The sequence below is a fragment of the Novosphingobium mangrovisedimenti genome (genome assembly GCF_025153475.1).
GTDB classification, from domain to species: Bacteria; Pseudomonadota; Alphaproteobacteria; order Sphingomonadales; family Sphingomonadaceae; genus Novosphingobium; species Novosphingobium mangrovi_A.
The window spans coordinates 299,181-318,455 of record NZ_JANZXA010000003.1 but is presented as its reverse complement, the minus strand read 5'-3'; the positions used below and the strand labels follow the sequence as shown (position 1 = coordinate 318,455).

The window sequence follows — 19,275 nt, the reverse complement described above, 5'->3', positions numbered from 1 at the left end:
ACCTCCACGGCAAACATCCCTGGCCGCTCCAAAAGGAACAACCTTATCCAATGGCTGGTTTTTACACCGCCGCGCTCAGCAAATCGCCGGCGCTCCATTGGCCTGGTTTGTCACCGCCCTGCACAACCACCCTCAGCAACAAGCTTCATCAAAATCGTTTGACGATATTGACCGATAATGCAATTCCCTTCAAGCGAGAAATCACAAAATTCTGCTGGGAAGGAAGGCTACCGAGTCATGGGCAAACGTATTCTCATCACCAATGACGATGGCATCGACGGCGACGGGATCGTCCTGCTTGAAAAGGTGGCGCGCATGTTCACCGACGATGTCTGGGTCGTCGCGCCCGACGAAGAACGTTCGGGCGCAGGGCATTCGATGTCGATCAACCACCCGATCCGCATCCGCCAGCGCGACGAACGGCATTGGGCCGTGCGCGGCACACCCACCGACTGCGCGCTGCTAGGCATCCACGAACTGATCCCCGGCAAGCGTCCGGACATCATTCTCTCGGGCATCAACCGCGGCCCGAACCTGGGCGAGGACGTGACCTATTCGGGCACCTGCTCGGCCGCCATGGAAGGCGCGGTCCTGGGAATTCCGGCAATCGCGCTGAGCCAGATCATCCGCTACAAAAGCACGATCCACTGGCCGACCGCGGCCAGGTATGCGCCTGAAGTGCTCGGCCCGCTGCTCGACATGGAGTGGGCGCCCGGACAGTTCGTAAACGTCAACTTCCCCAACTGTCCGCCCGAGGACGTGAGCCGCATCCGCGTGACCACGCTGGGCCAGCGGCCGGAAGGCGCCTTCCGCCCGGTGGGCCGCGTCGACGAGCGCCACGTTCCTTACTGGTGGATCAAGATCAACTTCCCCGAAGGCGGCAACGAACCGGGCAACGACCTGCAGGCCGCGCTCGACAACGAGGTCTCCGTCACCCCGCTGCGCCTCGACATGACAGACCGCCTTGCGCACGAGCGCATGCAAACTCTGTTCTGATCAGAGCAGCATGGCCGCCATCCCCATGTCCATGATGACATGGGGAATGGCGGCGAGGCGTAGCGAAACTATGCGCGAGACCCCGATTGATCCGGCAGGCACCCCGGAATCCGCGGCCAGCACGCGCGCCGGAAAGAACAGGACACCCCCTGCCGTCGCCAGCGCATCGAGCGTGAACACCCCGCCCAGCGCGGTAACCGGCCATGGCTTGGAGATGACCCCGCCAGCGCCATCGCCGCAGATGACCAGCCCATCGCGCAGCGCCATGAGACCTGCCGGCATGAGGATGATGGCATAGACCATCGCCGCCATCGTCAGCGCGTGGTAGGCTGCGCTTCCGGCCGCCCGATTGTCGCGCCGCCAGGTCGAAAACGCCATGCGCCCAAGAAGCATGATCGTGCCGAGGGCAAGCACCCAGAACAGGATGCGTTCAGCGACAGTGCCATAGAATGGCGCCACCATCACAGCCATGGCACCGTTCATCACGACATGTGCGGCGTGTGCCTCGGCATTGTCGAGGTAACTGCGCCCGTGCTGGCCCGCACGGCGCCATTCGAAGAGGCTCAATCCCGCGGCGGCGGCATAAAGCGCCGTCAGCGGGACCGATGCTATCACGCCTTTTCCAGCACGGTCACGGCAGACATGCCGTCCTCGACTCCATAGAACCCGCCGGAATTCTCGGCGACGGCAATGCGTGCGCCGTTCACCTGACGTGCGCCGGCCTCTCCGCGAAGCTGGGTGACGAGTTCATGGATCTGACCGAGCCCCGTCGCGCCCAGCGGGTGCCCCTTGGACACCAGGCCGCCAGACACGTTGACGGGGATGCGCCCGCCCAGGGACAGCTCCCCGGCTTCCGCAGCCGGCCCCGCACCGCCTGGAGGGCACAGGCCCATGGCTTCCACCTGCAGCATCTCGCCGATCGAACTGGCATCGTGCACTTCGGCAAGCTGGCAATCTTGCGGACCAAGTCCGGCACGGTCGAACACCTTGCGCGCGACCAGGCGCGTCACGTGGTTGGCATAGTCGTCCGGCGCGCGGTCCTGTCCGGTCAGGGAATCGCAGGCCCTGATCCTGACCGCGCGCGCGAGGCCGATGCGTCTCGCCACGCCCTCCGACACGACGACGGCGGCACTGCCACCATCGCTGATCGGCGCGCACATCGGCACCGTCAGCGGCCAGGACACGTTGGGCGCGGCAAGGATCTCTTCCACCGTCATCGGCTCACGATATTGTGAAAGCGGGTTGTGCACGGAATGCATGTGGTTCTTGGACGCGACCGCCGCGATCTGGGCACGCGTTGTGCCATAGGTCTTCATGTGCAGTCGCGCCTGCGCGGCATAGGCATCCATCAGGGCATTGGGGCCGGGCTGGTCAAAGCCTTCAGGGGCAGGCTCGACAAGGCTGCGCGTTGCCCTGACGTACTCCTGCGCGACGGCGATATCGAGCGGCTGCTGGAACACGGCGAACTTCTTGTCGCGATCGCGGCTGAACAGCTTCTCCACACCAACGACGAGAGCCACGTCGCTGGCCCCGGCAAGAACCTGCTGCACGGCCTGATGCAGGCCGATGGTCGAACTGGCGCAAGCCGCTTCCACCGTCAGGGTGCGAACGCCCGAAATGCCAAGCGGGCGCAGCGCAAACTGGCTGGGGATCGACATCTCGCCCGCGAAGAAGCCCTGCACCACCGTGGCATAGACCGTGCTGTCGATTTCCCCGGCACCGATGCCCGCATCGCCAAGCGCCAGCCTCACGGCCTCCTGCGCCAGATCGCTGTGCGTGCGATCGAGATGGCGCCCAAAGGGCGTCATGCCCACGCCCACGAGATAGGCATGCCCGCTCATATCGCCGCCTCCCGGCCTTCCCAGAAGGGCTTGCGCAACTCGGCCCGGCTGATCTTCCCGGCGTTTGTCCGTGGCAGCGCCGCAACCACGCTGATGCGCTTGGGCGTCTTAACCGGACCGACCCGTTCGCGCATGAACGTACAGACCGCCGCCTCGTCGAGTTCGCTCCCGGCGTGCATTTCGACGAAAGCGATCACTTCCTCGCCCCACTTGTCGTGCGGTACGCCGATCACGGCACACTGTGCAATGTCGGGATGGGCCAGCAGCGCATCCTCCACTTCGGCCGGATAGACGTTGAAGCCGCCAGAGATGATCATGTCCTTCTTGCGGTCGACGACATAGAACCAGCCGTGTTCGTCGCGCACGCCGATATCCCCGGTGTGGTGCCAGCCGAAGCGCGAGACTTCCTCGGTCGCCTCCGGATTCTTGTAGTAGCCCTGCATGACCAGCGGCCCGCGCACCACGATCTCGCCACGCTCGCCGGGCCCGAGGATATTGCCCTCGTCGTCCATGATCTCGACGATGGACAGCAGGTTGGGACGCCCGCAACTGCCCGGATGCGCCAGTTCCCCGTCTGCGTTCAGGTGCTCGTGCGGCGGCATCGCGGTGACGCACATCGGCGATTCCGTCTGCCCGAAACTGGCGTTCATGACCGGGCCCAGCACGCGGATCGCCTGCTTGAGCCGCTCCAGCGCCATCGGCGCGCCGGCGTAGGAGACATACTCCAGGCTGGAGAGGTCGAAATTCCCGGCCCCGGGATGGTCAAGCAGCATGTAGATCGCGGTGGGCGGCAGGAACATGTAGGTCACCCGGTGGCGCTCGATCGCCTCCAGCACCGCGCCCGGCTCGAAGCGGGGCAAGACCACGACCGTCCCGCCCAGCGCCATGCTGGCCAGCGCCAGCGGGCCTGCCGCGTGGGTCATGGGGGCCGCCACGCAGTTCACCGGCGCGGTTTTCATCGGCATGGAAGCCACGAGGCTGGACACCAGAGCCTGCCAGTTGCCGTTGCTCAGCATCACACCCTTGGAGCGACCGGTCGTCCCGCCGGTATTGGCCAGGAAAGCCAGTTCGTCATCGCGTCCTTCGCGCCGCTGGGGCACAGGCCCCGTGTCCATCGCCAGGTCCGAAAGCGCATAGTCGCAACCCTCGATCTCACCATCGAGCGCGATGAAACGCCGGATGCGCGGGCACTGCGCGCGCAGCGGCGCCACCCGGTCCGCCACTTCCTGCGAAACGAATACAGTGTCGATGTCGAGGAGATCGAACAGGTAGGCGTTCTCGGAAAGCCCGGCACGGTGGTTGGCCATGGCCCAGACCCCGTCCGCGCGCAGGATGCCCAGCACCGCCTCGAAGGCGATGGCCGAATTGCCGCTCAGCACCGCCGCATGCGCGCCCGGCGCGAAGCCGTCGGCGATCAGCATGTTGGCGATCGCCCGGACTTGCGCGTCCACTTCGCGGTAGGTCAGGGTCTCGGTATCGGTGACAAGGCAGGGCCGGTCACCGGCAATCCGCACACCCCGGTCGAAGAAGTCGATCATCCGCATCGCCTAGCCCTCCTCGTCAGCGCGGCGCTCAGCGTCGCATCGTCAGGTCGAGCTGTTCGGAGCGCAGCTGCACGAACGGCGTATGTGCCACCTTCATCAGGCGCGAAACCTGCTCCAGTTCCGGCGAGGACAAAGTCGGGTAATCGCGCGCCGGCGGACCGGACTTGCGCATCTGCTCGATGTCCGAAGCGGGCACGAGCGCGCGCAGGATCAGCTCGTCGTCGTCCTCGCCCGTGCCGTGGCGGCGGCGCAGTTCGGCAACGTCCGGCTGCTCGGGCGGATGGCTGATGATTTCCTTCGCGCGCGGCTTGTCCATGATCCGGTCCATCACGTCGGCATCGATCGGCGCAACCGGCTCGCCGTAGAAGCCCGCCGCGTACTGGATCACCTCGTCGGGCACGACCGAATAGCGCTTGCCGGTCACGATGTTGAGCACCGCCAGAGTACCCACCAGCTGCGCGAACGGCGTCGCCATGCCGGGATAACCTAGCTCGCGCCGCACCTGCGCGACCTCGGCCAGAACCTCGGGGAGCTTCTCCTCCATGTTCTGCTCCTTCAGCTGCGTCTTCAGGGTCCCCATCATGCCGCCCGGAATCTGGTGACGCAGCGCGGTGACATCGTACTCGAAGTGTTGGTTGACGAGGTAGCCGGCCGCCTTGCCTACCCGCTCGAAATGATCGGCCACGGGCTTCAGCTTGCTCACGTCGATGTTGTGCGTATGGCCCATCATCTCGACGTTTTTCGTCATGATCTCGATCGACGGGATGGAGGGGCCATTGGCCATGGGGCGCACTGCGGTGTGCAGCACCGTCACGCCGAACTCGATCGCGTCCATGTAGCTCTTCGCCGACTGGCCGAGCATGTTGTTGGCGTGCATCTCGATGGGCTTTCCGCGCGACTTGGCGACGATGGCAGGCACCAGCTTCGAAATCCGCTCGCGGTCGAGCACGCCGCCGGTATCGTAGAGCAGCAGGCTGTCCACCTCGGGCAGCGCAGAGAGCTTGTCGGCCTTGTCGGCATAGTATTCGTCGGTGTGAACCGGCGAGAGCGTGAACAGCATCGTGCCCGCCACCTTGCAGCCGTGGCTCTTCGCGATCTTCGCCAGGCGATGCATCTTGTCGATGTTGAAGAGCACATCGTAGAGCCAGAAGCTGCGGATGCCGTGCACGCACAGGCGTTCAACCCACAGGTCCATCAGCGCATCGGGCGTGAAGCCGAACGTCACCGAGCCATTCGACCGGCAGCCCGCGCGCAGCGGCGTCTCGGGCATGGACTTCACCAGCATGTCGAGCCCGGCCCAGGGATCTTCCTTGCACTTGCGGATCAGCACCTCGTGAAGCGACGAGCCGGCGAGCGAGATCGTCTCGTAGCCGGTCTGGTCGATGATCGGCGTCACTGGCAGGGCCATGCCGGCCTGCATCTTCATGCCCCACAGGCTCTGCTGGCCGTCGCGCATGGTTTCGTCGAGGAACTTGATATGGGCCATGGGTCTACTCCGCACCGTCCGCAAGGACGGTCTGTTCGAGCCAGCGCGTATGAATGCGATTGGCGATGAAATCGGGATGGCTGACAATCTTCGCGTGCAACGGCAGCGTGGTGGGCACGCCTTCCACTTCGAAGCCCGCGATTGCGTCCTGCAGGCGCGAGACCGCCTCGGCGCGGTTCGCGCCGTGCACGATAAGCTTGCCCACCATGCTGTCATAATAAGGCGGGATCACCGCGCCTTCGTGGATGTGACTGTCGAGCCGCACGCCTGGACCTTCGGGCACCTTCCAGCGTGAGACGGTGCCCGGCACCGGCATGAAGTCCCGCGTCCAGTCCTCGGCGTTGATGCGGATCTCGATGGCGTGGCCGGACAGGCCGATCTGGTCCTGCGTGAAGCTGGGCTTGCCGCCGCCGGCGATGCGAAGCTGCTCCTGCACGAGATCCGCGCCCGAGATCATCTCGCTGACCGGATGCTCGACCTGGATGCGCGCGTTGACCTCGATGAAGTAGAACTCCTCGCGCTGGACGTCGAACAGGAACTCGGCGGTTCCGGCGTTGCGGTAGTTCACGCTGGCGGCCAGATCGCAGGCCGACTTGTGCAGTTTTGCCCGCAAGTGATCGGGCATGGCCGCGCAGGGCGCTTCCTCCACCAGCTTCTGGTAGCGGCGCTGGACCGAGCAATCGCGCTCACCGAAGTGCAGCACGCCGCCCTCGCCATCGCCCATCAGCTGGACCTCGACATGGCGCGCCTCGGGCACGAAGCGCTCCATGAACAGGGTGCCGTCGCCAAAGGCCGCCAGCGCCTCGGCACTGGCCTTGGCAAAGCCCGCTTCGGCTTCGGCGGCATTGCGCGCGATCACCATGCCGCGGCCGCCACCCCCAGCGGAGGCCTTGAGCAGGACCGGGTAGCCGATCTCATCCGCGGCCTTCACCGCATCGGCGGCGCTGGCGATCTCGTCGGTGCCGGGCACCAGCGGCACGCCGGCGTTGCGCGCCATCTCGCGCGCCCTGAGCTTGTCGCCCAGGGCGTCGATGACGTCCGCATCAGGGCCGACGAAGGCAATCCCGTGATCGGCGCAGAGGCGCGCAAGCTCGGCCCGCTCGGACAGGAAGCCGTACCCCGGGTGCAAGGCGTCGCACCCGCTGGAAAGCGCGGCCTGCACCACCAGCCTGGCATCAAGGTAGCTCTTGGCTGCAGGTCCCGGCCCCAGCACCACGGCCCGGTCCGCCTCGCGCGCGCCAAGCCCCGCCTTGTCCGCGTCCGACACACCGATAACCGCTTCGATGTCGAGCGCGTGGGCTGCCCGCACGATGCGAAGGCCAATCTCACCCCGGTTGGCGACGAATACGCGTTTGATGCCCATGGTCAGGCCGGAACCACGACGAAGAGCGGCTGGTCGGCGGCGACCATCGCACCGTCATCCGCCAGCACGGCGTGGATCGTGCCGCTGACCCCGGCCCGCACGGCGGTGAACAGCTTCATCACCTCGACAAGGCACAGTTCGGTCTCCTCGGAAACCGCCTGCCCCACTTCGACGAAGGACGGTGCACCGGGCTTTGGCGCGCGGTAGAAGGTGCCAAGGTAGGGTGCCTTCACCAGAACGGCGCCATCGGGAATATCGCTGGCCGCCGGTGCCGGCGCAGATGCCCTGGCCGAGTTTTCGGCAGGCTGCGCGGGAATGACGGGCGAAGCCGTCCCGGTGATCCGCGCGGCAGGCTGGGCCGCGGAACCACCGCCAAGCCCTGCAGCATTGGAATCCTTGGATAGATAAATTTCGAAGTCGCCGTGCCGAACCTGCAGTTCGGCAAGATCCGATGCTTCGAATTCGGCGAGCAACTGCTCAATATCGGTGAGTTCGTTCTTCCCCGTCACTTAGCGCCTCCGCCGTTCGATTTCTTCGCGCGTCAGGTTCACGGGCGCATCGCGCAGAACCTCGCTGTTTCGCCATTCATCCCGTGTGATGCGCTCCACCGCGGCATCGCCGGGCGGCGCCCACTTGATCGCGGTGTCGCACAGGAACCGCATGCCCGGCTCCATCTGCAGCGGCGCCATTTCGGCGGCGCACCGGTTGTATTCGGCAAGCTCCAGCATGCCGCGCGTAGTGCGATAGGTCCCCTGCTTCTCGGCAAAGTGCAGCACGCCCTCGCCGATCGGCTCCAGCCGCTCGGCCTGCGGCGCACCGTCAAGCACGGAGTAGGGAATGTGCGAGAGATAGCGCCGGGGCTGGTTGGTGTGCCGCATCATCGCGTATTCGTGCAGCTGCTGGCTCGGCAGGCTGACCAGCCCCACCATCTCGCCCAGGAAATCGCGGCCGAACTGGTCGTTGAACAGGTTGCGGAAGCGATCCGCGCGCGGATCGATCTTCATCCAGTCGTCCGCCTCGTAGACACCGGCGAGGTGCGCCAGGTCCTTGATCAGCGAGAAATACACGATCGCTCCGGCGTCCATCATCTGGTCACGCGTCCAGCCCGCCATTTTCTTCCACAGCTCGACCGTGGCCGTGCGCACCTTTTCAGTCAGGTCCTCGAAAGTCGCGGTCAGCTCTTCCACCGAGCCCATTCCAACCGGCTCGAAGCCATCGCTCAGCGCATCGGAGGTGTAGAGGCCAACGCCGGTCAGCGCCTCCGCGGTGAATTCCGGCTTGGATTCGAAGCTGCCCCAGTCGTCCATCAGGTAGAAATGGCAGCCCGTCGCCTCCATCGTGACGGTCAGGTTGTTGTACGGGATCACGTCGCCGATCCCGTCGAGCCAGGGATAGTCCCCGCGCGAAAGATCGGTGAACTCGCGCACGATCATCTCGCGATCCTCGCCCAGCTTGTAGGGGCCGGAATTGTTGAGCGTGCAGCGGCTCTCGCACGAGACGAGAAAGCCGTATTGCGACACCGCCGCGAGGAACGCCTGTGCCGCACCATGGAGCGGATCGCCCGTCTTGCAGCGCAGCAGGTCCGCGTGGAAGCGCTGGATGCGCCGTTGCGGCAGCAGTTGCACCCGCTGGCCGAATTCCCGCGCGTTGAGATGGCCGTCCTCGCGCTGCTGGGCGAGCTTGAAGCGGCGCCAGAAGTCCATGACATAGGCCACGTCCTCGGCGTTGTCGGCAGGGGTCAGCATGCCGAAATTGATTAGGATCTCGCGGCCGATCAGGTAGAAGGTGGGCAGACCCCAGCCCGGCAGACTGCCCAGCTTGCCACCGATCGCGCGGCTGCGATCGCCCAGTTCCTCGGCGCTCACCGTGCTCTCGATCTTCCGGAGGAGTTCGGGATAGCGGTAGTAGCAGCACAGGTACGACATCAGCATGTACGAGGGCACCGGAAACAGCTTGGATTCCTGCACCGTGCGCGTGACGCAGAGCCAGTAGGTGTCATCGCCGATGGACTGGATCGCGTTGTTCGCTTCCAGCAGGCGCACGTAATCAAGCATGGGAACCGGTCCCTCTCCATCGATCAGCCCGGTCGGGGCTTTGTTCTTCTCGTTGCAGTCTACCAGAACCGGGCCGGGTCGCAAGCATTTGTTGATCAATATCGTTCGACGAAAATGATTAGCTTGTCGTTTTCCGTCCCGACGATCCAAGTGCCCGCCGCTTGCGCAGGTCCTCGCGATTGCTGGCGATCAGGCGGCCATAGCCCGGTTTTCCAGAAGCCCGACATACGCGGGCAGCACCATGGCGAAGCCTTCGAAGCGCGGGTCCTTGATGCGTCCGGTGCGGAACAGGTGTGCGCCCACCGAGATGATGGCCGAAACCTTGGCCTGGCCCAGCACCGCATAGCGCATCACGTCCACCGCGGTACGCCCGGTGCGCTGCTCCCATTCGGCGACCATGCGATCCCATGACCACCAGCCGGGCAAGTCGAACCCGGCATCCGCCAGCGACGCCTCGCCCTGGCCGTGAAACATGAGGATATAGCCCAGGTCGAGCATCGGCTCGCTGATCTGGGCCATTTCCCAATCGAGCAGGACTGTCAGCCGGCCCTTGTCCCACATGCAGTTGCCGTGCTTGGGGTCGCCGTGGACCGGGGTGGCCGCCCCGGTCGTGCGCGGCGGACTGGCGTCGAGGTCTTCCAGCACCCTGATCAGCGCCGGCATGGCCTCCGCCTCGCGCGCCACCTTCAGCCAGTAGGCGATTTCCTCTGACACGCTGCGCCCGCCAGGCGGCATCAGCGCCGGGTCCATCGTGTGGAGCGCGGCGACGGCGTCGAACCACTGGCGACACACCGCGTCAGCCCCTTCGACGGGGTCGGCGGCAAGCCACTCCGGCACGGCGTATTCGAACGCCTCGCCCTGCACCGCCCCCATCAGGAAGAACGGATCGCCGAGCACGGCCGGATCGGTGCACAGCTCCAGCATCGGCGGCATCGGCACGGCCGAATGCTGCTCCACCGCCGACATGACCTGATGCTGGCGCACCATGTCATAGGGCGGCAGCAGCCCTTCTTCCGAAGGCGGCATGCGGAGGATTTCGTTCAGGCCTTCGACGAGGTAGGTTTCGTTGGAGTGGCCAGCGGAGAGGACCTTGACGCCGGTCACGCCCTCCCCCCTATCCAGCCAGCTGCGCAGGCCTTCGGCCAGTTGCCGGGTGTCGCGTGCCATGACGCCCTCAGACCAGCGAGTTGGCGGCGGTCAGGCCCAGTTCGGGATGCTCGCCGTGGATGATGGTTTCCATGATGCCATAGCCCACCGCATCGCCTTCGGTGACGCGGATCGGGCAATCGCGAAGCTGGCGGATACGCTCGAGCGTCCCGCGATCCAGGGTGTTCTCGAACTTCTCGCCCTCGATCGTGAGCGGGCCATGCCAGGAGCCGTGCTTGCGCCCGTCGAAACCGAGGTAGAGCCCCGGCCCGAGGTGCACGCCCGACGTACCCATGACTTCCACGTTCACGGTATGCGTGCCGCCCTGCAGCATGTCGAAATGCACCTGCCCGCCAAGCAGACGCCGGGTCACGTCATCGTAACGCAGTTCCGGGCGCACGCGCGCCACGGCTTCCTGCCGCCCGTCGTCGTGGTTGAGATAGCCGGACGAATAGAAGATGCGGCCCTGCTTGGACTGGAAATAGAAGTGGTAGGCGTACTTTTCGCCGTTCGGCTTCACCAGCATGAACGGGCTCCACACCAGGATGAACTCGCCCTCGCCGAAGCGTACGTCACCGAAGTCCGAAGTGGGCTTCACGTCGGCGTTGTGTGCGCCCACGTCGAGGCGGGTGCCCCAGCTGTGGTCGCGGTATTCGGTCCATTCCTCGGGCTTGATCTCGATCCGCTCGCCCTCGATCTCGACCCAGCCCGAGGGCACGCCGATCTGGTGGTAGCGGATGACGTCCGAGCCGACGCGGAAGCCGTCCTTCTCGCGCTGCTTGTGGCGATTTTCGAAGAACGGCGGCATCTCGGCGGTAAAGACGATGTCGTAGGCGATGGGCTGCGCGTCGTTCTTCTCGCACACATAGCGCACCTTGCGCAGCGGCTCGAGGATCTCGTAGCGCAGCGGCCCCACCTGGGTGATCGAGGGATCGTCGCGCAGCTCGCGGTTGGCGCGCACAGTCCACTGCTCGGAACCGCGCGAGACCGCAGCCCAGCCATCGAGCACGCCGCGGTTGTGATAACGGCCCAGGCCGAAATCGATGGCAAGGGTTCCGTCCTTGCGAACAATCGCGCTCCAGATCTTCTCGGTCCAGCTCTGCTCCGAACTCGACACCGTGGCGTGCGTATCGACGATCTGGTGGTTCAAGAGTTCGTCGAGCGCGGTCAGCATCCCGATGTCTTCCATCTCGTTGCGGATGAACTTCACCGGCTGATTGCCACCGAAACCGTCGTACGCAGTCATGATACTCTCCCTTTTGGACCGCATTTGCCCCCTTGAGGGCAAGGCGAACACGCTGTCATCGAGCGCTCATCTCTGCAATCATCCTAGAAGTGTCCGACGATTTCGTCTAGCCAAATTACTCAACAGTGAGACGATTTCCGTTTTGCAACGAAAAGCAGAGGAGAGTGAGATGGGCCGGATCGAAGGAAAAGTGGCGATTGTCACGGGTGCCGCCAGTGGCATTGGAGCCGGTGTCGCCTCGCGATTTCTGGCCGAGGGAGCATCGGTTCTGGCCGTCGACCGGGCGCCTGCCCCTGCGCCCGGAACGGACGGTGCGCGCTTCGATTCGCTTCAGGTCGACCTCGCCCAGCCCGATGCAGCGGCGCGGATCGCCAATCGCTGCATCGAGCGCTTCGGAGCGATCGACATTCTCGCAAACAATGCAGGCATCTGCGACTATCGCCTGCTGGAAGACACCGACGACGCGACCTGGGACCGCGCGATCGCAATCAACCTAACGGCAATGTTCAAGCTCTGTCGCGCCACAGCCGCCGTGATGAAGGCGCGCGGCTGGGGCCGGATCATCAACACCGCCTCGATCATGGCTGAGCGCCCCTATCCCAGCCTGACCGCCTACACGGCCAGCAAGCACGCGGTGGCGGGCCTCACCAAGTCGGTCGCCATCGAACTCGGTGCGCATGGCATCACGGCGAACTACATTCTGCCCGGCGCTGTTCTGACCGGCATTACCGCGCCGCTCATCGCGGCGGATCCCACCTTGCGCGAAACCTACGACACCATGGGCGTGGTCAATCGCATGGCCATGCCCGAGGACATCGCCAATGCCTTCCTGTTCCTCGCCAGCGACGAAGCCTCGTTCATCACCGGGCACGGCCTCGCCGTCGATGGCGGCGCTCTGCTCAAGATGTGAGCGCTCAGCTGGCGGGAAACACCTCGTCGGCAAGTTCCGCCATCGTCTCGCGGGTGCCGGCGAAATGACCGGCCACCGCCTTGTCGGCCTCGGCGCTGTCGTGCTCGGCAACGGCAGTAGCGATGCGGGTATAGCCCATGGCGTGGCGATGGCGCTGGCTGTCGGTCTGTCGAGACTCGACCTGGGTGCGGAACAGATCGGTACGCGAAAGCGGGATGACCCGCGCCAGTTCGCTGTTGCCTCCGAGATCGACCAGCATGTCGTAGAAACGGCGACGTTCGGTCAGGTATTCCCCGCGCTTGCCGCTGGCCTGCAGCTCTGCAAGCCGAGCCGCCGATTCGAGCAACGGCTCGCATTGCGCCCGATCAGGCGAGGCCGCGGCAGCCAGCCGCGCGGCCAGGCGAGCCAGGGGCTCCAGCACGTCGAGCAGGTCGAGCACGGACTTGCGATCGAGCGCCGCGATGTAGGCGCCGCGAAAGCGGCTGAGTGACACGATGCCGTCCGCGGCAAGATGCTTGAGCGCCTCTCTCAGCGAACCGCGACTGATGCCGAGGCGTGCCGTCAGCTCCGGCTCGAGCAAGTGTTGGCCGGGCACCAGCCGCCCCATGCGGATGTCCTGGAGAATCGCATCGGCGACCCTGTCGCTCGCGCTACGGCGCTCTGCTTCCTGTGCCATCTCACTCATGTTCTCTAGCCTTGGCATTCCTGTTCGCAATCCGTTTCAGCCGCGGCCCCTCTTCTGGGCTGACGGCGAATCCCGTCTATGCGGCGACGTGCAATCAGGGTCAACGGACAAACTCATCCCACTAAATCGTCGAACATTATTGACCGATCATTTGAAGCGAGTATATATCCAGATCGTCGGAGAACGACCAAGGTGCGCACAAAGGCGCACGGCTAGTGGTGAGGGGATGCCGCGCGTCAGCGGCACCTTTCGAGAATGGAGAAACCGGATTGGGCGTCTTTGCGTCCGGTTCGCCCATGAGGGGAGGATTATCATGAGTTATCGCAGTTTCCTGTTGGGCACCTGCGCATCCGCGATGGCGCTGGGCGTGGCGGCCCCGGCGTTCGCTGCCGACGAACAGGACGGCAGGGCACTCGGCACCGCCGAGACCAACGAAATCATCGTCACGGCCAACAAGCGCGAACAATCGATCAACGACGTCGGCCTGTCGATTTCCGTCCAGTCGGGCGAGGACATGACCATGAAGGGCATCGATTCCCCGACCGACCTCGGCAAGATCGTTCCCGGCCTCACGGTCCAGCCTTCGCCCTTCAACACCCCGGTCTATACCTTGCGCGGTATCGGCTTCTACGAAACGACGCTTTCGGCCGCACCGACCGTCGCGGTCTATACCGACGAAGTCGCCCTCCCCTTCAGCGCCACGACCCGCGGCATTGCGTTCGACATCCAGCGCGTCGAAGTCCTCAAGGGCCCGCAGGGCACGCTTTTCGGCCAGAACACCACGGGCGGCGCGATCAACTACATCGTCAACAAGCCGACCGACTATTTCGATGCCGGCCTCGACCTCAGCTACGGGCGCTTCAACACGATCGACGCGCAGGGCTATGTCAGCGGACCGATCATGAAGGGTGTAAACGCCCGCCTGTCTGCGCGTACCATCCAGTCGGACGACTGGCAGTACAGCTACACCCGCGACGATACGCTGGGCCAGCAGAACAAGCTCCAGGGCCGCTTCCAGCTTGAGATCAATCCCGACGGCAATTTCCGCGTGATGCTCAACGCCAACGGTTGGAAGGACAAGAGCGACACGCAAGCCGCCCAGTTGGTGATGGATTCATGCGGGACGAACACCGCCTCCACCTGTTCAAGCCCCGATGCCGAGGCGTTCCGCGCCTATCCTCCCGCGCCGAACAATGCTCGCGCGGCCGACTGGAGCTACGGCATCTTCAGCGACTACAGCATCTACAGCGCCACCGAGGATTTCAGCGCGCGCGACTACAGCGTACGCGGCGAGAACAACCGCAAACTGCGCCGTGATGACCGTTTCTACCAGCTGAGCGGGCGCGTGGATCTGGATCTCTCGGACACGTTGACGCTTACCTCGATCACGGCATATTCCAACTACAAGACCGATTCCGTGCAGGACTTCGACGGCTCGATCTATGCCACCGTCGACACCAACACGACCGGTTACATCAAGACCTTCTCCCAGGAATTGCGCCTCTCAGGCAATTATTCCTGGGGCAACTTCATCGTGGGTGGAAACTACGACAGCTCCAAGACGTTCGACCGGCTGTTCTACAACTTCAGCCAGGGCCCCTCGTCCAACCCGCTTTATTTCATACCCGACGCACCACGCGGCCAGCTGACGTTCAACTATTCCAAGCAGGACGTGAAAAACTATGCCGTCTTCGGCAATACCGAGATCAGCCTGACCGACAGCCTCAGTCTGGTGGCCGGTGCGCGCTATACCAAGAGCAAGCGCAGCTTCGAGGGTTGCACCAACGACTTCGGCGGCGGCACCGCGATCTGGTGGAACGCCATCTTCGGCACCGACGTCCAGCCAGGCGAGTGCCTTACCTTCACGCCGAACTTCCCCGAGCAGTATCGTCCGGCCCTGTTCGACCAGCTCAACGAGGACAACGTCTCATGGAATGTCGGCCTGAACTACAAGACTGCCAGTGACGCGCTGATCTATACGCGCGTCTCGCGCGGCTACAAGTCGGGCAGCTTCCCCACCGCATCAGTCGCCAGCTACAGCGGCTACACCCCGGTGAAGCAGGAATCGGTGACCGCCTATGAGGTCGGCTTCAAGGCGCCCTTCGCCAACGGCGCGGTGAACATCTCGGCCGCCGCCTTCTACTACGACTACAAGAACAAGCAGCTTCGCGGCCGTAAGCCGGACCCGGTCTTCGTCACGCTCGATGCGCTCGTCCAGATTCCGAAGAGTTCGGTCGCCGGCGTCGAGGCCCAGCTCGACGTGCGCCCGATCGAAGGCCTGACCCTCAGCTTCGGCGGCACCTACATCGACACCAAGATCAAGGAATATACCGGTTTCGATGCGCTGGGCGTGGAACGCAATTTCGCCGGGCAGGACTTCCCCTATGCCCCGTCGCTGACCGCAATCGGCGATGCCGAATACGATTTCGCGGTGGGCAGCAACGCCGAGGCTTATCTCGGGGCTTCGGTCACCTACAACAGCCAGACGACCAGCGCGCTCAGCAATTCCAACACCGATTATGTGACCGCGGACACGCGGTACAAGATCAAGGAATACGCCCTGCTCGACCTGCGCGCGGGTGTTCGGCTCAACGACGGCAAGCTGCGCGTTGGCGGCTACATCCGGAATGCGACGAACACCTTCTACTGGACCAACGTCCAGGACAACCTGGCCTCCATCTCGCGCTTCACCGGCATGCCGCGCACTTACGGCGTGCAGGTCAGCTGGCGCTACTGATCACCCAACCTCTCGACGGGCTGGGCCGGGCGGATTTTCCGCCGGGCCCAGCCCATTTTTTTTGCGCAGATGGCGCAGATGGCCTATCGTCGAACGAAATCATTCGATCAAAGACTCGAAGCCGCACATTGGGAGACTGCTGAAATGGCAACCGTGCTGGACGACAAGGCGCGGCAAGCGCCCCCTTCACCTGCTGGGGCAATCGTTTCGTCCATTCCGCCGATACCGGACATCCGCCGCATGCACGGGCCAATCACCAGCGGCATCCTGATGCGTTTCTATGCGCTGCAGGCCGTCTGGTTCCTGGCCGGAATGCTGCCTGTGATCCTGGGAATGAGCGCACAATGGAAAGCTTTCGGGCTTGGCCTCGTGCTACCGGGCGGCGGGTTCTTCTTTGCCGGGGGGATCGGCGGCGTCGTACTGGGCCTGCTTTCGGTGGCCGCCTTTGCCGTGATCATGTTCATCTGGTGGGCCCGCGGCGTCGTGGTCGGGCCGCCGGGTGTCCTGATCGGCACGGCCCTGCTCTCGGCTGTGTGGATCAAGGGATCGCCCGGCCTTGCCGTGATGGAATACGCTGTCCCGCTGGTGTTCATCGGCCTTCATGCCGGTTTTGCGCTCAGCCGCCGAGCCAAGTTCAATGCCGCCCGCCGCCGCGCGAAAGCCCATAACGCGGCCATCGCCACCACCCAGCCGGTCATGCGCGAGGCGCCCATCGCCGCATCGCCCGAAATGGCTCCGGGACAAATCGGCGAGTTTCGCCGCATGCTCGACCTCGCGCTGCAGCCGGTGGACGAGTGGAAGGGCTTTGCCTTCAACGACACCTGGCAAGACGGGGCACTGCGCTACCAGATCTGCACGATGAGCTGGAACCTCGCCTTCGGTCAGTACACCCAGCTCCCGGCCTTTCATGGCTACCTCAACACCGCGCAGGAAAACCTGATCCGCAAGCACGTCGACCGCAAGACCTGGAACTACTGGTACTGGGAAAGCCTGTGGGGCAACCTCAAGGTCTCCAAGAACCCGGTCGAGATCGACAACATCATGCTGAGCGGATTCCTCGGCGTCTCGCTCGGCCTGTTCGAGACTGCGAGCGGCACTTCGCCTTTCCGCGAGCCGGGCTCGCTGACCTTCCGCTGGGACGAGAACACCGCCGCCCCCTACAACCACGAGACGATGCTGCGCGAGGTGGTGAAGAACTTCAAGCGCTACGACTATGGCTGGTTCCCTTGTGAGCCGCGCTGGATCTACTCGATGTGCAACCTCGTCGGCCGCACCGCGCTCGCCCTTCACGACGCCCGTCACGGAACGCACATGGTCGAGGAAATCGGTGATCGCTTCAACCAGACGATGCGCGACGAGATGCTCCTGCCCGACGGCCGCATCCGGGTCTGCACCTCGTCCACCTTCGGTTTCACCGTCCCCAGCCTTTCCGGCCTGTTCGGCGAGACCTGGGGCATTCGTTTCCTCACCCCGTACGCCCCGGAAGAGGCCGAGCGTCTGTGGGCGATCCTCAAGCGCGACTTCATCAAGGTGAACGAGAACGGCGAGCTCGATTTCCGCCTGCTGCCGTTGGGCTGGGATACGCGCAAGCCGGCGAACTTCTCCTACGATCAGTGGCCAGAATTGAACCCCCTGACAATGACCATGTGGGCCGCGCTCGAGATGGGGGACGAACCGATCATCGCGGCTACCCGCAAGTCGATCGGGACCATGTACGGCGACGGCGTTGCCGACGCGATCAGCTGGACACGCGCCAATACCATGCGTGACATGATCAATACCGGCCTGCCCGAAGCCTGGCGCACCGGCCCGCTGCTGGCCAAGGCGACCTATCCCGACGTGATCGTCACTCGCGCCGTTTCCGATGGCCACGCCCTCGACCTCGTACTGGTGCCGGGCGAAGGGCCCACCGAAGCCAGGCTCGGCCTTGCGCGTCTCCGCCCCGGCGGGCAGTATCGCGTGGAGCAGACCGGAGAAATGCTGACCGCCGACGAACAGGGCAAGGCTACCTTCGTCCTGCCCCTGCCGGAGCGACGCGAGGTGTCGATCCGGCCGATGGCCTGAACAGGAGCAAGCGCCCCATGATGTGCTGCATCATCGCTGCCATTCTCTACGCACGGATGCTTGCCGCGCTCAGGGCCTGGGCTGTGTATTGGGGAATTACCCGGCCTTTGCCGCACGAACACGATGCGCCTCGACTGCTGCGCAACTTGCGCGGTGCCGGACCGCCGCCTTCGGCGGCAACCGGAGCCATCTCGCTTTCGCTTGTCGTCACTCTGGCACTCTTGGCGGTGCAATTCGGGCACGGACCTCTCAAGCAAGAGGATCAGGTCACGATGGCAGATAGCGAAGCGGCCTCGGCGGTGCCGCGCCTGTCCCAGTTGATCGGCCTGGGCGGTGCAGCCAGCGAACCGGACCAGGCCTCGGCACAACCCTGATCGATGCCTGCGCGTCCCCGCCTGTAAGAAACGGGCACGATGCGTCAGGTCTGCAGATCGAAGGTCTGGAATACATGGGCGGTGTCGCTGTACTCGCGCACTTCGCTCAGCACCTCGTCTTCAAAGCGGAACAGGAAAGCATAGCGATTGTCGTAGCGCGTGCCATTACGCAGCATGGCGTGCGACGTGGCCTCGATCACCACCGTGTCGTCCACCTCCAGAACGCGGCCGGGCGTGACAGCAATCCCGGCCTCGGTCTGCTCGTGCAGCAGGCCCAGCAAACCGTTGAACTCGGCAATCGACAGCGAAAAGCCGGCATTGGACCACCAGATCCCGTCTGGTTCGAAACGGGCGGGGTCAATCGCGCCAGTCTTGATCTCGCCTAGCACCATGAGCGCCGTTTCTTGCCTGCCCACGTCTTTTCTCCCGCGTTCTCGTCGTGATGGGCCGCTTATACCCCCTCAACTATCGTAGGTCAAAAACGTCGGACAATTTAACTTGCGCGCATCCGATCAGTGCTGTCAGACTAACCACAACTCGTCTCCACCCTCTCAGCGATCTGCAACACCTTCAACATTCGGTGCACCATGCCGCCCGAAATACGATGCGCCAGTTCAGATCTGCTGCCATGGCGGAATGGAATTCTGCATCCGCGGCTGCGCCTGAACTCTCAGAGTTTAGCCTTCGCCGGCCTGTCAGCGAATAACCGGACGGCCTCCTCCTTGATGGCGAGACCATCAGGGCCGGCGTTACCACTGCGGGCGCCGGGAAAATTCAACTGACACGAAAGGACGCAATACCGTCAATTTGTACGTCAGACGGGAAGATT

Annotated in this window: 16 protein-coding genes; 5 read left to right on the top strand and 11 right to left on the bottom strand. The window is 64.1% G+C overall.

The window, feature by feature from the left end:
* Positions 1–237: 237 nt before the first annotated feature.
* Complete coding sequence (gene surE, locus NZK81_RS07160) at positions 238–996, top strand: 5'/3'-nucleotidase SurE (RefSeq protein WP_260045323.1); 759 nt, start codon at positions 238–240, stop codon at positions 994–996.
* On the opposite strand, the gene NZK81_RS07155 is transcribed toward surE, so the two are convergent.
* The 9 genes from NZK81_RS07155 to NZK81_RS07115 form a co-directional block, all read right to left on the bottom strand.
* On the bottom strand, positions 997–1,611 hold the full coding sequence (locus tag NZK81_RS07155; RefSeq protein WP_260045321.1) for a DUF5134 domain-containing protein: 615 nt from the start codon (positions 1,609–1,611) through the stop codon (positions 997–999).
* Complete coding sequence (locus NZK81_RS07150; protein WP_260045319.1) at positions 1,608–2,837, bottom strand: thiolase family protein; 1,230 nt, start codon at positions 2,835–2,837, stop codon at positions 1,608–1,610. Before NZK81_RS07150 ends, NZK81_RS07155 begins: the two co-directional genes overlap by 4 nt.
* Positions 2,834–4,381, bottom strand: coding sequence for a class I adenylate-forming enzyme family protein (locus tag NZK81_RS07145; RefSeq protein ID WP_260045317.1), 1,548 nt, complete (start codon positions 4,379–4,381; stop codon positions 2,834–2,836). Before NZK81_RS07145 ends, NZK81_RS07150 begins: the two co-directional genes overlap by 4 nt.
* A 28-nt stretch (positions 4,382–4,409) precedes the next feature.
* The gene (locus NZK81_RS07140) at positions 4,410–5,867 is read right to left on the bottom strand and encodes a pyruvate carboxylase (protein WP_260045315.1); all 1,458 of its coding nucleotides are present in this window, start codon (positions 5,865–5,867) and stop codon (positions 4,410–4,412) included.
* 4 nt (positions 5,868–5,871) lie between these two features.
* A complete protein-coding gene (locus tag NZK81_RS07135) occupies positions 5,872–7,230 on the bottom strand; it encodes an acetyl-CoA carboxylase biotin carboxylase subunit (protein WP_260045313.1) in 1,359 nt (452 codons plus the stop codon).
* A 2-nt stretch (positions 7,231–7,232) separates the two neighbouring features.
* Positions 7,233–7,739 (bottom strand): acetyl-CoA carboxylase biotin carboxyl carrier protein, encoded by a 507-nt coding sequence (accB, locus tag NZK81_RS07130; protein ID WP_260045311.1) that lies wholly within the window; start codon positions 7,737–7,739, stop codon positions 7,233–7,235.
* Positions 7,740–9,284, bottom strand: a complete 1,545-nt coding sequence (locus NZK81_RS07125) for a hypothetical protein (RefSeq protein WP_260045309.1) — start codon at positions 9,282–9,284, stop codon at positions 7,740–7,742.
* A 189-nt stretch (positions 9,285–9,473) separates the two neighbouring features.
* Positions 9,474–10,451 (bottom strand): phosphotransferase family protein, encoded by a 978-nt coding sequence (locus tag NZK81_RS07120; RefSeq protein WP_260045307.1) that lies wholly within the window; start codon positions 10,449–10,451, stop codon positions 9,474–9,476.
* 7 nt (positions 10,452–10,458) lie between these two features.
* Positions 10,459–11,676, bottom strand: a complete 1,218-nt coding sequence (locus tag NZK81_RS07115; protein ID WP_260045304.1) for an Rv3169 family protein — start codon at positions 11,674–11,676, stop codon at positions 10,459–10,461.
* A gap of 169 nt (positions 11,677–11,845) precedes the next feature.
* On the opposite strand from NZK81_RS07115, the gene NZK81_RS07110 reads away from it, so the two are divergent.
* On the top strand, positions 11,846–12,586 hold the full coding sequence (locus tag NZK81_RS07110; protein ID WP_260045302.1) for an SDR family NAD(P)-dependent oxidoreductase: 741 nt from the start codon (positions 11,846–11,848) through the stop codon (positions 12,584–12,586).
* Positions 12,587–12,590: 4 nt separating this feature from the next.
* On the opposite strand, the gene NZK81_RS07105 is transcribed toward NZK81_RS07110, so the two are convergent.
* Complete coding sequence (locus NZK81_RS07105) at positions 12,591–13,271, bottom strand: GntR family transcriptional regulator (RefSeq protein WP_260045300.1); 681 nt, start codon at positions 13,269–13,271, stop codon at positions 12,591–12,593.
* Between the two features lie 313 nt (positions 13,272–13,584).
* Here NZK81_RS07105 and NZK81_RS07100 point away from each other — a divergent pair, with 313 nt between their 5' ends.
* The 3 genes from NZK81_RS07100 (at position 13,585) to NZK81_RS07090 (ending at position 18,446) form a co-directional block, all read left to right on the top strand.
* A complete protein-coding gene (locus NZK81_RS07100; protein WP_260045298.1) occupies positions 13,585–16,008 on the top strand; it encodes a TonB-dependent receptor in 2,424 nt (807 codons plus the stop codon).
* Positions 16,009–16,152: 144 nt separating this feature from the next.
* Positions 16,153–18,072: a linalool dehydratase/isomerase domain-containing protein gene (locus tag NZK81_RS07095; RefSeq protein ID WP_260045296.1), complete on the top strand. Its 1,920-nt coding sequence runs from the start codon at positions 16,153–16,155 to the stop codon at positions 18,070–18,072.
* Between the two features lie 17 nt (positions 18,073–18,089).
* Positions 18,090–18,446, top strand: coding sequence for a hypothetical protein (locus NZK81_RS07090; RefSeq protein ID WP_260045294.1), 357 nt, complete (start codon positions 18,090–18,092; stop codon positions 18,444–18,446).
* A 44-nt stretch (positions 18,447–18,490) separates the two neighbouring features.
* On the opposite strand, the gene NZK81_RS07085 is transcribed toward NZK81_RS07090, so the two are convergent.
* Complete coding sequence (locus tag NZK81_RS07085) at positions 18,491–18,862, bottom strand: nuclear transport factor 2 family protein (RefSeq protein WP_260045292.1); 372 nt, start codon at positions 18,860–18,862, stop codon at positions 18,491–18,493.
* Positions 18,863–19,275: the final 413 nt, after the last annotated feature.

Coding starts and splice junctions, on each gene's coding strand:
- NZK81_RS07120 (WP_260045307.1), bottom strand. CDS start 10,451: ATGGCACGCGACACCCGGCAACTGGCCGAAGGCCTGCGCAGCTGGCTG.
- NZK81_RS07115 (WP_260045304.1), bottom strand. CDS start 11,676: ATGACTGCGTACGACGGTTTCGGTGGCAATCAGCCGGTGAAGTTCATC.
- NZK81_RS07110 (WP_260045302.1), top strand. CDS start 11,846: ATGGGCCGGATCGAAGGAAAAGTGGCGATTGTCACGGGTGCCGCCAGT.
- NZK81_RS07135 (WP_260045313.1), bottom strand. CDS start 7,230: ATGGGCATCAAACGCGTATTCGTCGCCAACCGGGGTGAGATTGGCCTT.
- NZK81_RS07140 (WP_260045315.1), bottom strand. CDS start 5,867: ATGGCCCATATCAAGTTCCTCGACGAAACCATGCGCGACGGCCAGCAG.
- surE (WP_260045323.1), top strand. CDS start 238: ATGGGCAAACGTATTCTCATCACCAATGACGATGGCATCGACGGCGAC.
- NZK81_RS07150 (WP_260045319.1), bottom strand. CDS start 2,837: ATGAGCGGGCATGCCTATCTCGTGGGCGTGGGCATGACGCCCTTTGGG.
- NZK81_RS07100 (WP_260045298.1), top strand. CDS start 13,585: ATGAGTTATCGCAGTTTCCTGTTGGGCACCTGCGCATCCGCGATGGCG.
- NZK81_RS07145 (WP_260045317.1), bottom strand. CDS start 4,381: ATGCGGATGATCGACTTCTTCGACCGGGGTGTGCGGATTGCCGGTGAC.
- NZK81_RS07090 (WP_260045294.1), top strand. CDS start 18,090: ATGATGTGCTGCATCATCGCTGCCATTCTCTACGCACGGATGCTTGCC.
- NZK81_RS07125 (WP_260045309.1), bottom strand. CDS start 9,284: ATGCTTGATTACGTGCGCCTGCTGGAAGCGAACAACGCGATCCAGTCC.
- NZK81_RS07095 (WP_260045296.1), top strand. CDS start 16,153: ATGGCAACCGTGCTGGACGACAAGGCGCGGCAAGCGCCCCCTTCACCT.
- NZK81_RS07105 (WP_260045300.1), bottom strand. CDS start 13,271: ATGAGTGAGATGGCACAGGAAGCAGAGCGCCGTAGCGCGAGCGACAGG.